At 64.4% G+C, this 15,785-nt stretch carries 8 protein-coding genes; 6 read left to right on the forward strand and 2 right to left on the reverse strand.

Going from position 1 to position 15,785, the window contains the following annotated elements:
- Window positions 1-29 precede the first annotated feature (29 nt).
- Window positions 30-3,086: a TonB-dependent receptor domain-containing protein gene (locus tag ACZ1JV_RS21480; RefSeq protein ID WP_465150438.1), complete on the reverse strand. Its 3,057-nt coding sequence runs from the start codon at window positions 3,084-3,086 to the stop codon at window positions 30-32.
- 426 nt (window positions 3,087-3,512) lie between these two features.
- Here ACZ1JV_RS21480 and ACZ1JV_RS21485 point away from each other — a divergent pair, with 426 nt between their 5' ends.
- The 3 genes from ACZ1JV_RS21485 (at window position 3,513) to ACZ1JV_RS21495 (ending at window position 8,628) form a co-directional block, all read left to right on the forward strand.
- Window positions 3,513-4,064, forward strand: coding sequence for a hypothetical protein (locus tag ACZ1JV_RS21485; RefSeq protein WP_465135770.1), 552 nt, complete (start codon window positions 3,513-3,515; stop codon window positions 4,062-4,064).
- A gap of 341 nt (window positions 4,065-4,405) precedes the next feature.
- The gene (locus ACZ1JV_RS21490) at window positions 4,406-7,561 is read left to right on the forward strand and encodes a TonB-dependent receptor domain-containing protein (protein ID WP_465150439.1); all 3,156 of its coding nucleotides are present in this window, start codon (window positions 4,406-4,408) and stop codon (window positions 7,559-7,561) included.
- A gap of 86 nt (window positions 7,562-7,647) precedes the next feature.
- A complete protein-coding gene (locus ACZ1JV_RS21495) occupies window positions 7,648-8,628 on the forward strand; it encodes a 2OG-Fe(II) oxygenase (RefSeq protein WP_465150440.1) in 981 nt (326 codons plus the stop codon).
- Window positions 8,629-8,676: 48 nt separating this feature from the next.
- Here ACZ1JV_RS21495 and clpB read toward each other — a convergent pair whose 3' ends face one another.
- Entirely contained in the window at window positions 8,677-11,256 is a 2,580-nt protein-coding gene (clpB, locus tag ACZ1JV_RS21500) for an ATP-dependent chaperone ClpB (RefSeq protein WP_465150441.1), read from the reverse strand.
- A gap of 338 nt (window positions 11,257-11,594) precedes the next feature.
- On the opposite strand from clpB, the gene ACZ1JV_RS21505 reads away from it, so the two are divergent.
- From ACZ1JV_RS21505 to ACZ1JV_RS21515, 3 genes are all read left to right on the forward strand, one after another.
- Complete coding sequence (locus tag ACZ1JV_RS21505) at window positions 11,595-12,050, forward strand: nuclear transport factor 2 family protein (protein ID WP_465135774.1); 456 nt, start codon at window positions 11,595-11,597, stop codon at window positions 12,048-12,050.
- Window positions 12,051-12,347: 297 nt separating this feature from the next.
- The gene (locus tag ACZ1JV_RS21510) at window positions 12,348-15,248 is read left to right on the forward strand and encodes a M16 family metallopeptidase (RefSeq protein ID WP_465150442.1); all 2,901 of its coding nucleotides are present in this window, start codon (window positions 12,348-12,350) and stop codon (window positions 15,246-15,248) included.
- A 35-nt stretch (window positions 15,249-15,283) separates the two neighbouring features.
- Complete coding sequence (locus tag ACZ1JV_RS21515; RefSeq protein WP_465150443.1) at window positions 15,284-15,586, forward strand: hypothetical protein; 303 nt, start codon at window positions 15,284-15,286, stop codon at window positions 15,584-15,586.
- Window positions 15,587-15,785: the final 199 nt, after the last annotated feature.

A 15,785-nucleotide genomic window follows, 5' to 3' on the forward strand; every position in this document is an offset into this window, starting at 1 on the left:
CGCCGAAGACTAAACGTTCAAGGGAACGATTAGAAGTTCATGGTGATGCCGGTGAACACATAACGACCCAGAGCGTCGTAGGTACCCGGGTAGGTGTTGCCGTTGCAGACCACGCTGGCGCAACCGGTCGAGGTGACCAGCGGCGGGTCCTTGTCGAACAGGTTGGTCGCACCCAGGCGCCAGGTCAGGTGATCGCCCAGAGCCGCCGTCAGAGTCAGGTCGAAGTAGTCCTGCGACTTGATCTTGGTGTCGAGATCGTTCTGCTGCTGCGGACGCGAGTCCTGCAGAGTGCTCGACGGGTTGGCGAACTCGGTGGTGACCGACGACAGGTGACGCCACTGGAACGACACGCCGATACCGCTGGCCGTGTTGAACGACACGCGGGCCTTATGGCGCCACTTGGGCAGCGGGGTGCCGCAAGTCGGGCCATAGTAACCGGCGCAGTTGTACACTTCGGTCAGACCGTTATCGACCGTGTAGTGGTTCAGCCAGGTGCCGACCATGTTCAGGGTCAGACGGCCAGCGTTACCGATTTCGGTGGTGTAGTTGCCGTTGAACTCCATGCCGCGGGTCTTCACGCTACCAACGTTGTGGTAGATGTCTTCCACGTAGCCGTCGGAGCTGAGCCACAGCGAACCGGCGGGGTTGCGATGGATGAGATCGCAAGCATCAGCCGTACCGCCCGAGACGCCGCAAGCAGCCAGGATCGCATCGGCGCCGTAACGCTGGATGGCGTCCTTCACCTTGATGTCGAACCAGTCGACGCTGCCGGTCAGACCCGGGATCCAGTGCGGAGCAAGCACCACACCGATGGTCTTGGTGGTCGACTTTTCCGGGTTCAGATCGGGGTTGCCGCCGATCAGGCCGTTGTACTGGCCAGCCGGGTTGAGCGAGGTACCACCGGTGAGGCCCTGTGCGGCGCAAGCGGCCGAAAGGGTGTCCTGGCCGGCGCAAGGATCGGTCGTGCCGTCAAGCGCGACGATCTGCGGTGCGAACAGTTCCTGGATGTTCGGAACGCGAACGGCGCGGTTGTAACCGGCACGCAGGCGGATGTCCGAGATCGGAGCGAGTTCCACACCCAGCTTGTAGGTGCTGGTGTTGAAGGTACGGCCGTTCGAGATGCTGTAGTGCGAATAGCGGTAGCCGCCATTGAACGACAGGCTCTGGATGAAGCCGTCCTGAACGATCGGAACGTCGATTTCGCCGAACAGTTCGCTGACCTTGTAGCTACCCGCAGTCGAGAGCGTGGGAGCGCCCTGGCCGGTGAGGTCGCCCGTGGTGAAGGCTTCGTCGGTGTTCAGTTCCAGCGAGTCACGGCGATATTCAGCGCCGAGAGCAACGTTCACGCCATCCGAAGCGAGCGGCGACTGGATGCCGTATTCGCCCAGCATGCCGGTGAAGGTGGCGCTGGCGACCTGCTGCGAGGTCTGGCCCTTCATGAAGCCGGTGGCCGACAGGTAATCGATCGCGGCCTGCGAAACGTTCCCGCTGAAGATGTCGTACGGGGCGCAACGCGACGCCGGATCGGACAGCGCAACGCGGCAGACCGGTCCGTTGGGGCCCTGCACCACGTCAAGCGCATTGGCCAGACGCGAGGCCGAGAACTCGTTCGAGTAGACCTGCGTGTAGTTGGTACGGCCATACTGGTAGTAGGCGTCGTACGACCAGGCCTTGCCCAGTTCACCGCGCGAACCGATGACGGTGCGGAACGCGGTGTGCTGGAGATCGCTCTGGCGAGCGCCGCCCTGGACGTTACGCTGCAGCAGCTGCATGAACGCCCTGTTGTAGGTCGCGCCAGTGGTGGGATCGATGTAGCTGATCGGAGCCGCACCCGGGGTCGGGTTGAACGGAGCGCCGGAAGCAACGGGGAAGTTGCCGATGAAACCGCTGATCAGGTTGCTCGACTGGCAGAGTTCTGCCTTTTGAGCAGCCGACATCAGAGGGTTATCGCAGTTGATGGTCAGCGTGTTGCCGAAGTCGCCCGAAGGGGCGATCTGCGCAACGGTGCGGTCATCCATGAACATGAATTCCATGTACGGATGGATCGCTTCGCTGATTTCGTAGTCCGTGAAGACGCCCGCGGTGTAGCGCTCGTCCGGACGCTGATAGTAGTTCAGCGGCGCGAAGTTATAGATGTTCTGCGCACCCTGCGTGATCGTGCCCGCACCCAGCGCGCCGATGGTCGACGACGAGGTGTTCGAGGGATCGTAGTAGAGCACGTTGCCCGGGTTGGCCGTGGCCGAACCGCCGCAGCTGAACACGCCGGCGCGATTCACGCCGATCGAGCACGACGAGTAATCGCGCTTGCGCTGCGTCACGGCGCTGGCACGGCGATAGCCGACATAGGCAGTGGCGTGGCCACGGCCGTCGTCGAAGCTGGTGCCGAACGCGGCAGTGACGTCATACTGACCACCGTCGGCATTGGTGCCGGTCGGGTAGGTGTAGTCGAGGTTGCCGGCACGCTTGTCGAGAATGCTCTGGGCGAACTCGTTGCCGTTGCTGTGCGTATAGAGGCCGTAGTTGGCGTCGATACGGAAGCCTTCGAACTCGGTGTCCATCTGGAAGTTGACGACACCGGCAACGGCGTCCGCACCGTAGGTGGCCGAAGCACCGCCGGTCAGCACGTCGATGCGCTTCACCAGCGCGGCGGGGATGAAGTTAAGGTCGGCAGCCGACGAGGTGCTGTTCGGATCCCCCGTCATCAGACGGCGGCCGTTGATCAGCACGAGGGTGCGCGACGGCCCAAGACCGCGAAGGTCGACCGTGGCGGTACCGGTCGCGCCGTTGGCGAGGCCCGAGCTCTGGCCGGCGACAACCTGCGGCAGCGAGTTCAGCAGGTCTTCGGTGCGGATCGTACCCTGCAGCTTGATGTCCTGCGAGGTGACGGTGGTGATCGGTGCGATCGAGGTCTGGTTCGGCGACGCGATGCGCGAACCGGTGACGACGATCGGCGTGCCGGCATCGGCAGGCGCGGCATCTGCGGGTGCAGCGGCGTCCTGCGCATAGGCAGCGCTGCTGACCAGAGCGAAGCCCAGCACCACGGGTGCTGCGCCTGCCTTCAGCGCGGTAAGAGTGGATTTTTTCACTGGTGTGTCCCTTTCATAAGGCGCGGCGTGACCCATGCGCCTTGAATTCCCCGGCAGTGCAAAATCCGAGCAACGATATTTCGCAACCCCGGAAGATGCCGTTTCATTGCGCAAAGCTGGGCTATCGCAAAGAGCCTTGCCTCTTGCGGCGCAACATTACCGTTACCTTGTGGCATATGCGCAACATTACAGATTTGCTGCGACGGGCAGCCGCGCGTCGCAGCCATCAAAACCAACCGATCGGTCGTGGCATTGTCGCAACATTGCAAGAAACACGCCCTTAAAGTTCGCCCTTTTATTGCGCGACAGGACTCTCGCGCAGCCGATCCATTACGCGGATATGGCCCAAGCTTGCGAAAGCCCGCCGGGCCTTGCTACGCCCGTCTCGCGGCTGGCCGGATGCAGCCGACATAAAAAGGACACACGATGCGCAGGACGATCAGCACGAGTCTGAAGACGATTATCGCCATTGCCCTGCTCACCCCCATTGCCGCCACGGCCGCACGCAAGGAGGCGGAATCCCCGGCACAGCCGGAACTGTTCCAGCGCCTTCTCGATTGCCGCACGATCACCGACAACACCGAACGTCTTTCCTGCTTCGATCGCCAGGCCTCTGCGCTGGACGACGCAGCACGCAAGAAGGAGATCGTCGTTGCCGACAAACAGGCCGTGCAGCAGGCCAAGCGCGGCCTGTTCGGATTCGCCGCCCCGGTAGCCAAGCTGATGGGCTTCGGCGGCAGCGAGGAGGATGCCAACGAGATCAAGGAAGTGACCACCACGGTGCAAAGCGCGCGCCGCAACCCCAACGGCTGGGTGATCACTTTCGCCGACAACAGCACGTGGGAGCAGAACGACACCAACGATTTCGTCCTGTCCCCCAAGCCAGGCAACGAAGCTCGCATTACCCGCGGGGTACTCGGCACCTATTTCGTTTCGGTTCGCGGACAGACAGCGCTTAAGATGCGGCGTGTGCAATAATTCACACTTCGGCCGGCCCTTTGGAAACTGCACGATAATTACCAAAAGGACTTGGCGCGTGGAATTTTAACCCATGCCTCGTGCTATATTCGACGCATCGTTGCGACTTCCGCACGCAAGCTCTGTTAATCCTGAAAAATCTGTGCAATAAATCTGTTACATAAACGCCACAAAGCAAAATTCATTATCCGTTCAGGTAGGAATACGGGTTGAACGGCCCGTTGGCTGAGGCAAGACATCGTCCCATGGCGGCGGGCATTTTCCGATGCCTGTCAGCTACATCCACCCCCTCCCTGTTTGGTCACGCTGCGGGAGGCGGGTCGCAAACAAGGGACACACACTTGAAATCGACGCTCATGAAGGGCGCCCTGCGGGGCGCCACGAGCCTGACGGCGTTTGCCGTCCTGTGCTCGACCCAGGCCTACGCGCAAGAAGCGCCTGCCGACACCGCAAGCGACGCCGAAGCCGGCGAGGCCATCGTGGTCACCGGTTCGCGCATTTCGTCGCCGAACCTCGAATCGGCCAACCCCGTTGCCGTCCTCACCGGCGAGCAGATCTTCAGCTCCGGCAACCTTTCGGTGGGCGACCAGCTGAACGAACTGCCCATGCTGCGCAGCAACTTCAGCCAGGCAAACTCGACCCGCTTCCTCGGTACGCGCGGCCTTAACCTGCTCGACCTCTATGGTCTGGGCACGCAGCGCACGCTGGTTCTGGTGAACGGCCGCCGCCACGTCGGCAGCGACGTTCTCGTCAATGGCGTGTCGGTCGACGTCAACACGATTCCTGCCGACCTCATCGAACGCGTCGACATTCTGACCGGCGGCGCCTCTGGCGTCTACGGTTCCGATGCGATCGCCGGCGTCGTGAACTTCGTCATGAAGGAAGACTTCGACGGCATTCGCGCCCGCGCTCAGACCGGCATCTCCACGTACGGCGACGCTGGCAAGCAGTTCGTCTCTTTCGTGGCCGGCAAGAACTTCGCCGAAGGTCGCGGCAACATCACCCTGGCGGCCGAGTATTCGCACTCGGACGACTTCTACGCGTCCGACCGTCCCGGCCTGCGCCGCAACCAGAACTTCGTCATCACCGACGTGGATCCGGCCGGTTCGGTCAACGGGTCTAACGGCATCCCCGATCGTACGTTCTATAACGACATCCACTCGGCCACCATCTCGCTGGGCGGCCAGGTCGCAGCCTATGTGAACCCGACCGCGGCCCCCTGCGGCACCGGCACCAACGGCCGGGCCTTCACCTGCAACTACCTGTTCCAGCGCGACGGCTCGCTGGTGGCGCAGACCGGCGAACGCATCGGCATCGGTCCTAACGGCAGCTTCCAGGGCGGCAACGGCACGAACAGCCGCGAAGGCCAGCTGGTCGCGCTTTCTCCCGACCTGCAGCGCTACACCGTCAACCTGGCTGGCCATTACGAAGTCAGCCCCGCGCTGGTGCCGTTTTTCGAGGCCAAGTACAGCCGCACGGACGCCCGCGGTTCGCAGAGCGGTCCGTTCTTCTCGCAAGGCACCACGTTGGGCGACTCGCGTGAGCGGGTTCGCCTCGACAACCCGTATCTGAGCGACGACGCGCGTCAGACGCTGACCGATGCGTTCATGGCTTCGACGGTTAACGTGAACACCGGTGCTGCGCTCTCGTCCGCCGCACTCGCCGCACAGCGGGCCGCGATTGCCGATGGCTCGTTCCAGTTCAACCTTCGCCGCAACTGGACCGACTTCGGCATGCGCGACGAGCAGATCAAGCGCGAGACCTTCCGCATCGTCGGCGGCGTCAAGGGCGATTTCAACGATGACTGGCACTACGAACTGTCCGCCAACTATGGCGAGCACAAGGAACGCAACGTCATCACCGGCAACGTCAACGTTCAGCGTTACCTGCTGGCGCTTGACACGACGACGGACGCCAACGGCAACATCGTCTGCCGTTCGAAGGTCGATCCCTCGGCCGCGTTCTCGTACATCACTGGCGGCGACGCTTCCACCGATCCGCGTCTCGCCGGCGATATCGCTGCCTGCGTTCCGCTCAACCCCTTCGGTCAGGGTTCCGTCAGCCAGGCGGCCAAGGATTACATCCTGACCAAGAGCGTGGCGACCGGCAAGATCACCCAGTTCGACGCCGTGGGCTTCATTTCGGGTGACTCCAGCGAGTTCTTCAACCTGCCGGGCGGCCCGGTGGCCTTCTCGATCGGCGGCGAATACCGTCGCGAGACGCTGAAGTACAACCTCGATGACCTGACGCAGGAAGGTTACGCGTTCTACAACGCCATTCCGTCCTTCGACTCGCCCGCTTTCGAAGTGAAGGAAGCTTACGCGGAAATCGCGCTTCCGATCCTCAAGGACCGTCCGTTCTTCGAAGATCTGAGCGTGCGCGGCAGCGGCCGTATCTCGGACTACAAGGGCGCGACCGGCACCGTCACCACCTACGGCGCCGAAGCGATCTGGAGCCCGGTCCGCGACCTCAAGTTCCGCGGCACCTATGCCCGTGCAATTCGCGCACCTAACCTGAGCGAACTGTACTCGGCCGTCGGCCAGAACTACGCGCCGAACTTCACCGACCCGTGCTCGGCCCGTAATATCGCCACCGGCACGACCAACCGCCCCGCCAACTGCGCCGCAGCTGGTATCCCCAGCTCGTACGACTACGCCTATTCGAGCTCGCTCGAAATCCTCAGCGGCGGCAACGTCAACCTGCGTGAGGAAACGTCGGATTCGTACACCGTGGGTGCCGTCATCCAGCCCCGCTGGGTCCCCGGCCTGTCGATCTCGGTCGATTACTGGGACATCACCGTCAACAACGTGATCGCTTCGGTTGACGCGCAGACCATTGCGGACCTGTGCTATGACTCGGCTTCGCTCGACAACCCGTACTGCGGGCTGTTCCAGCGCGCCGGTGCAAACGGTGGTCCCAACGGCGAACAGCCGTACCAGATCCTCGAAGGTTCGCTGCTGCAAAGCTCGCTGAACTACGCGAAGATGAAGGTTCGCGGCATCAACGTGGAAACCAGCTACGATCACCGGTTCGACTTCGGTCGCCTGACGCTGTCGGCCTACTGGACGCACTACTTCCAGAACGACACCTTCACCGACCCGACCGATCCGACCTACAAGGACACCTATCTCGACGAGCTCAGCTACCCGTCGGATGCGGTGAACCTGAATGCGACGTTCCAGACTGGTCCGGTGAAGTTCAGCTACGGTCTGCGCTGGCTGGATGCCATGTATCTGAACGCTTACGAGGACTACAACTCGGTCAATGGCAACCCGCCGCAGAATGCGGACTACGCCCCGATCAAGAAGTACCCGGACGTGTTCTACCACGACATCCGCCTCGAAACGGAAATCGGCAAGGATTACACGTTCTACCTCGGCGTGGATAACGTCTTCAACAAGATGCCGCCGTACGGTCTGACCGGCGTCGGCGAAGGTTCGGGCGTTTACCCGAACATGGGTCGCTATTTCTACGCGGGCATCACCGCCAAGTTCTGATCGTAGCGATCACAAGCCTTCGAGGGGGCGGCGGGTCATCCCGCCGCCCCTTTTCTTTGAAGACATGTCAGGCCAAGAGACTTTCCATGACCCTAGCCAGCGACCGAGCCCTCGCCGCCCTTGAGAACGACGATAATGCCGACGCCGTCGCGATTGCCGAGGATGCCGCGGCTCGCGGCGATGCCGACGCCTTGGCGCTGCTCGGACAATGGCGGCTGATCGGCAGCCCGCTTGCGCGCGACCTTCCCGAAGCCCGGCGTTTGTTGCGCGCGGCAACGCTTGCCGGACATGAAGACGGGGCCCTGATGGAAGTGGCGCTGACCGCCAACGGCACCGGCGCGCCCGCAGACTGGGCCAGCGCCGTGGAATATCTCAAGGCGGCCGCGGATCGTTACGGCGGCACGGCTGCGGATGATCTTGCCCTGTTGGAACAGATGAGCCTCGACGCGCAGGGCTACCCCTCCGTCCTCGGCGATCCGGAAGTTCTCGATGAGGACTGCCAGGTCCGGCGCTGGCGCGGCCTTTTCACGCCTGCCGAGTGCGCCCACATCGCCATGGCCGCGCGCGACCTGCTCGCCCCGTCGACGGTGGCAGATCCGCGCACCGGTCGGCCAATAGCACACCCCATCCGCACATCCTCGGCTGCAGTCGTCGGCCCCACGCGCGAATCCCTGCCCCTGCAGGCCATTCTGCGACGGATCGCCGCCGCCACCGACACCCGCGTCGAGCAGGGCGAGCCGCTCAGCGTGCTTCACTACGCGCCGGGGCAGCAATACCGCGAGCACATGGACACCCTGCCCAACGAGCCTAACCAGAGGATCGCCACCGCTCTGGTCTATCTCAACACCGGCTACCTCGGCGGTGAGACGCGTTTTCCCCGGCAGGGCCTTTCCGTAGCGGGCGGCGGCGGCGACATGGTCGCCTTCCGCAATACCTTCGCAGACGGTTCGCCCGATCCCCGCAGCAGCCATGCTGGCGCACCCGTTCGCCAGGGCGCGAAGTGGGCGGCCACGCGCTGGATTCGTGCCGAACCCATCGACGTCTGGACTCACCGCATGCCCGCGTAACAGGCAGGAATAAAAACGGGGGGCCGGTTTCCCGTCCCCCCGTAGATTTTACGCCACGCTGATCGCCAGCGCCCCGTCGCCATCGTCGACCTTGACGTGCGATCCATCAGGTACCTCGCCCGCCAGCAGCTTCTCCGCCAGCGGATCCTGCAGATACCGCTGCACCGCGCGCTTCAGCGGCCTTGCGCCGTAGACCGGATCGTAGCCCACCCGGCCCAGCCAGCGTTTGGCGGCGTCGGTCAGGTCCAGCGTGATCTTGCGGTCCTTCAGCAGTTTCTGGACCCGCGCGACCTGGATATCGACGATCGGGCCCATGTGCTCCTGCCCAAGGCGGTGGAACAGCACAATCTCGTCCAGGCGGTTGAGGAACTCGGGCCGGAAATGCCCGCGCACCACTTCCATCACTTGCGGCTCCACGGTGTCCACGTCCTGCCCTTCGTCAAGCTGGGTCAGGTACTGGCTGCCGAGGTTGCTGGTCAGGATGATCAGGGTGTTGGTGAAGTCCACAACCCTGCCCTGCCCGTCGGTCAGACGGCCATCGTCCAGCACTTGCAGCAGCACGTTGAACACGTCCGCGTGCGCCTTCTCCACTTCGTCGAACAGCACGACCTGATAGGGCCGGCGCCGCACGGCTTCGGTCAGCACGCCGCCTTCCTCGTAGCCGACATAGCCCGGAGGCGCGCCGATCAGGCGGGCCACTGCGTGCTTTTCCATGAACTCCGACATGTCGATGCGGACCATCGCGCTGTCATCGTCGAACAGGAAGCCGGCCAGCGCCTTGGTCAGCTCGGTCTTGCCGACGCCCGTGGGGCCGAGGAACAGGAACGAGCCCAGCGGCCGGTTCGGATCCTGCAGACCCGCACGCGCACGCCGCACCGCCTTGGACACGGCGGCGACCGCATCCTTCTGGCCGATCACGCGCTTGCCGATCATCTCCTCCATCTTGAGGAGCTTCTCGCGCTCGCCCTCCAGCATCTTGTCGACCGGCACGCCGGTCCAGCGGCTGACGACACCGGCGATGTCATCCTCGGTCACTTCCTCACGCAGCAGCGCGTTTCCGGCCTGCGCCTGCGCTTCGGCCAGCTTGCGCTCCAGCGAGGGGATCGTGCCGTAGGACAGCTCACCCGCCTTGGCGAGGTCGCCGCCGCGCTGCGCCTGCTCCAGTTCCACGCGCGCGGCTTCGAGCTGCTCCTTGATCTTGCCTTCGGCGGCGATCTTGTCGCGCTCGTTCTGCCAACGAGTGGTCAGTTCGCTCGACTGCTGTTCGAGATTGGCCAGTTCCTCGCGCAGACTGGCAAGGCGGTCCTTCGATGCCTCGTCGGTCTCCTTGCCGAGCGCCATTTCCTCGATCTTCAGCTGGATGATCCGGCGGTCGAGCTTCTCGATCTCCTCGGGCTTGCTCTCCACTTCCATGCGGATGCGGCTGGCGGCCTCGTCCATGAGGTCGATCGCCTTGTCCGGCAGGAAGCGGTTGGTGATGTAGCGGTTGGAGAGCGTCGCCGCCGCCACGATGGCGCCGTCGGTGATCCGCACGCCGTGGTGCAGTTCGTACTTCTCCTTGAGCCCGCGCAGGATCGAGATCGTGTCCTCGACCGTCGGCTCGCCCACGAAGACCGGCTGGAAACGGCGCTGCAAGGCGGCGTCTTTCTCGACATACTTCTGGTACTCGTCCAGTGTGGTCGCGCCGATGCAGTGCAGTTCGCCGCGCGCAAGGGCGGGCTTCAGCAGGTTGCCTGCGTCCATCGATCCTTCGGAAGCGCCCGCGCCGATCAGCGTGTGCATCTCGTCGATGAACAGGATGATCTGGCCTTCCGCGCCCTTCACTTCGTCGAGCACGGCCTTCAGGCGTTCCTCGAACTCGCCGCGATACTTGGCGCCCGCGATCAGCGCGCCCATGTCGAGCGCCATCAGGCTGCGGCCCTTCAGGCTGTCCGGCACGTCGCCATTGGCGATGCGCAAGGCAAGACCCTCGGCAATGGCGGTCTTGCCAACGCCGGGATCGCCGATCAGCACGGGGTTGTTCTTGGTGCGGCGGGCAAGGATCTGCACGGTGCGGCGGATTTCCTCGTCACGGCCGATCACCGGGTCGAGCTTGCCCTCACGCGCGGCTTCCGTGAGGTCGCGCGCATACTTCTTCATCGCGTCATAGGCGTTTTCCGCGCCCGCGCTGTCCGCCGTGCGGCCGCCGCGCAAGTCGGTGATCGCGGCTTCCAGCGCCTGCGGGGTGAGGTTGGCCGCCTTCAGCGCCTGCCCGGCAGAGGTCGTGGTGGCGAGCGCCAGCGCCAGCAACATGCGCTCCACAGTAACGAAGCTGTCGCCCGACTTGGCGGCAAGCTGCTCGGCCTGGTCCAGCACGCGCACGGCGTCGTTATCCAGCCCCGGAGAGGCCTGCGCACCGCTGCCGGAAACCGCGGGCAGCTTGGCCAGCGCCTTGTCCACTTCCTGCTGCGCGAACGCGGCATTGCCGCCCGCGCGCTGGATCAGGCCGGACGCCATGCCCTCGCTGTCTTCCAGCAGGGCCTTGAGGATGTGATCGGGACCGATGCGCTGGTGGTTCATGCGGATCGCAACGGTCTGCGCCGCCTGAAGGAAGCCCTTGGCCCGGTCGGTAAACTTTTCGAGATTCATGGTCGTGAATGCCTCCTGACCTCGATCATATAGTGTTGCATATTTACAACACAAGACCTGCCCAGCGGATTTTCTTTCTGCCCGATTCTCAGGCTGAAAGCATTGATCGCGCTCAGTCTTTCCTCGTGACAGCGAATGCCGGAACCGGCCGGGCACCAAGATGGGTGTCTGCGCGCAGATTGCCACCCCCGATAACCCTGAACCGCGCGGCATTTTCTCCTCGCAAACGACGCCGGGGCGTTGATCGCGCGTCAAAGCTTGGCCTCCGCGCCCGCTTTGCCTAGCTTTCGCCCGGAAACCCGTAGCATCGGGCCAACCAACGGGAAGAGGCATCGACAGTGGCGAAATTCACCCCCCAGCAGGCAGCGGACGTGCTCGCGATCAAGCAGGTCGTCTATGAGTGGGGCGACGAGCTCGACCTCAACAACGGCCTTTCGATGCGCAAGGCGGACGTGCTGGCCGAAGACGTGGCCTACAACGTCGGCGGCGAATGGCGCGAAGGGTTGAAAGCGGTAGAAACCTTCTATCAGGGCCGTGCGGAGGCGCTGCGCGCGGGCGCCGGACTGATGACGATGCGCCACATCATCACCTCGCTGCGCGTCTCGTTCGACGATGCGGACAATGCCAAGGTCGGCTACCTGCTGGTGTTCTTCGCCGCCGTGGGCGAAGGACCGTTCGACAAGTATTGCGACCCGCTGGCGGTGGCCGACGTGAAGATGGAATGCCGCCGCGATGCCGATGGCGAATGGCGCATCACCCGCTTCGATTCGGGGCAGATCTTCCGGCGGGGGTAAGTCGCCCGGTCAGGAAGTTGGACAAAAAGCTCGCATCTTAAATCTCGTCGCCCCCGCCCTTCGACTGGCCGGCAGGCCGGCCGCTCAGGATGAACTGCCCGGAGGCAGGCGGGGGCCCCGCTGCCTTTTGCTACTTCGCCAAGAAAAGCGGGGTCCCCGCCTACGCGGGGACGACGAAGTTTGTGCAGCACAAGTGGTTCACGGGATCAAACGTCACCAACCGTCTGAAACTCTGCCATTCCGCATGGCTCAATCGAAACTCTGGTCACGCACGATCAACGTGATAGACCTTGCGCCATGCGTCTCGACCATCGTTCCAGCGCCATCGCGCTCGCCACCGCCCTTCTCCTGTCCGCCTGTGCCGGAGCGCCCGCCTCCAAGATGGCATCGACACCGCCGGCACCAGCCGTGCCCGCAGCGCCCCAGCCCGCTTCGCCGGCCGCGCTCGTTTCCAAGGTGGATATACCTTACGAGAACTTCGTGCTGGCCAACGGCCTCACCACCATCGTCCACACCGATCGCAAGGCGCCGATCGTCGGCGTCACGCTCTACTACCACGTCGGATCGCGCAACGAACCGCGCGGCAAGACCGGCTTCGCGCACCTCTACGAACACCTGTTCTTCGGTGGATCGTCCAACGTGCCCGATTTCGACGTGCCGCTGGATGCCGCCGGCTCCACGTCGAGCAACGGATCGACCTCCTACGACCGCACCAACTATGTCGAGACGGTGCCCACCGGCGCGCTGCCGCTGGCGATGTTCCTGGAAAGCGACCGCATGGGCCACCTGCTGCCCGCCGTCACCCAGGACAAGCTCGATAAGCAGCGGGGCGTCGTCCAGAACGAGAAGCGGCAGGGCGACAACCAGCCCTATGGTCTGGTCGAATATGCGCTGAACGAAGGGCTGCTGCCGGTCGGCCACCCCTATCGCCACACCACCATCGGTTCGATGGCGGACCTTGATGCGGCCAGCCTGAGCGACGTGCGCGCATGGTTCACCGATCACTACGGCCCCAACAACGCCGTGCTCGTGCTTTCCGGCGATATCGACGCCGCCACCGCCAAGCCGCTGGTCGAAAAGTGGTTCGGCCAGATCCCGCGCGGACCGGAAGTGGCGCCTGTCTCTGCCGGGCCCGTAACCCTGCCCGCCCCGCTCCATCGTGAGATCGCCGATCAGGTGCCGCTGGTCTACCTCTCCCGCAACTGGACCGGCCCCGGCCTCAACGATGCCGATGCCCCGGCTCTCGAAGTGGGCATGGACATTCTGGGCGGCCTCGCCAGCTCGCGGCTGGATAACGAACTGGTGCGCGGTCAGGAACTTGCCGTGGGCGTCACCGCCTCCGCGCAGATCGAGGAAGGCGTCAGCTTCCTGGGCATGGCGATGCAGGTGAAGCCCGGCGTCGATCGCGCCAAGGCCAATGCCGCCTTCGACAAGGTGCTGGCCGACTTTCTGCGTGACGGCCCGACCGAGGATGAAGTGCGCCGCGCCGTCGTCAGCACGCTGTCCGAAGAGATCGGCGGGCTGGAGCGCGTCGGCGGCTTCGCCGGCAAGGGCGCCACGCTGGCGGAAGGGCAGGCCTATTCGAACGACCCGGCCAAGTACAAGCATGACCTTGCCGCCATGGCCGCGCTGACGCCGGACCAGATCAAGGCGGCGATGAACAAGTGGCTCTCCCGCCCGGTCTACGCGCTGGACGTGGTGCCGGGCGAACGCACGATGGACGGCGCCAAGCTGGGCGGCTGGGGCGATGAGGACAAGACGCCCGCCCCGAAGCCCGATGCCAAGAAGCCTGCCCCGGCACTGCCGCCCGCCCCGAAGATTTCCGCCCCGCCGGTCGCCCCGGTGGGTGCGCTGGCCTTCCCGGCGATGGAGCGCACCACGCTTTCCAACGGCATTCCGGTAGTGCTGGCACGACGTACCGCTGTGCCCAAGCTGGTGCTGACGCTGGATTTCGACGCTGGCTATGCCGCGGATGCGCTGGATACGCCGGGCACACAGGGCCTGATGCTCTCGATGCTTGATCAAGGCACCGCCACGCTCGACGCCACCCAGATTGCCGAGGCGCAGGAACGGCTGGGCGCCAGCATTTCCATCGACGGTTCGCTCGACACTTCCAGCGCCACGCTGACGGCGCTGACCGACAACCTGGGCCCATCGCTGGACCTGCTGGCCGATGTGGTGCGCCACCCGGCCTTCGCCCCGTCCGAAGTGGAGCGGGTGAAAGCGCAGGCCGAAGCCTCGCTGGCGCAGACGCTGTCCTCGCCCCCCGCGCTCGCCCGCCGCGCGCTGGGCGCCGCGCTCTACGGTGCGCACCCCTATGCCCAGCCCAATGATGGACTGGGTCAGGCGGCCACCCTCGCCGCGCTGACACCGGATGCGCTAAAAGCCGCGCATGCCAAGTGGCTGCGGCCGGACCTCGCCCGCATCACCGTAGTGGGCGATGTGTCGATGGAGCAGTTGAAGCCCCTCCTGGAACGCGCGTTCGGCAACTGGCAGGCCCCGGCCACCCCGGCCCCTGTAAAGCCGCTGACCGCGCCGATCGCCGCCGGCAAGCCGCGCATCGTGCTGATCGACCGGCCGCATTCGCCCCAGTCGGTGATCCTGGCCGGCCGCGTGCTGCCGGTCACCGGCCGCACGCCCGATACCGAAACGCTGCAGCTTGCCAACGACGTGCTGGGCGGCGGCTTCCTCTCGCGCCTGAACAAGGATCTGCGCGAGGAGAAGGGTTGGTCCTACGGCGTCCACAGCGGCGTCAGCCAGCCGATCGGTCCCAGCGCCTTTACGGTCTCTGCCCCCGTCCAGTCCGACCGCACGGGCGATGCGATCAAGGCGATTCTGGCCGACATGACCGCCTATCCGGCTGCCAAGCCGATCACCGCCGAAGAGTTCCAGCGCGTGACCGACGGCGCGATCCGCCAGCTTCCCAACTTGTTCGAAACCAACGGGCAGGTTGCGGGCGCGATCAGCCAGAACGACCGCCTTGGCCGCCCCGAAGACTACTACGTAACCCTGGCCGCCAAGTACCGCGGCATCGACAAGCCCGCCGTCGCCAGCGCCGCCACGCAGTTCCTGCGGCCGCAGGGGTTGGTCTTCGTGATCGTGGGCGATCGCAAGGTGGTGGAACCCCAGCTCAAGGGGCTTGGCCTGCCGATCGAAATCCAGCAGGCACCCGCAGCAACGGGCGACGAATCGGAATGATCGATCCGCGCCGGACAACGAACAGGAGAATGTGAATGTCGCTTGGGGGAACCTACGAATGCTCGACCAAGACCCCGATGGGCAACCAGAAGGGCACGCTGACGGTCGTTCCGGGCGAAGGTGACAGCTTCACCGGCCAGATCACCGGCGACCTCGGCACGATGGACCTGCGCGGCGGCAAGATCAGCGGCAATCAGCTGAGCTGGAAGATGAAGATGACCTCGCCCATGCCGATCGACCTCGACTGCAAGGCGACCGTCGAAGGCACCGAGCTTACCGGCACGATCAAGGCCGGTTTCTTCGGCACGATGCAACTGACCGGCACCAAGGTCGCCTGAGATAGGCGAGCGACTGGGTTGACCCTGCCGATTGGGGTGGCTGTGCCGATAGCCATCCCAACAACCACCCCGTCATCCCCGCGCAGGCGGGGATCCCGCTTGTTCCTGATGCGGCGCAAAAGGCAGCGGGCCCCCACCTGCCCTCCGGGCAGTTCATCCTGAGCGGCCGGCCTACCGGCCAGCCGAAGGGCGGGGGCGA

The sequence above is a fragment of the Novosphingobium sp. BL-S-19 genome, assembly GCF_055521675.1.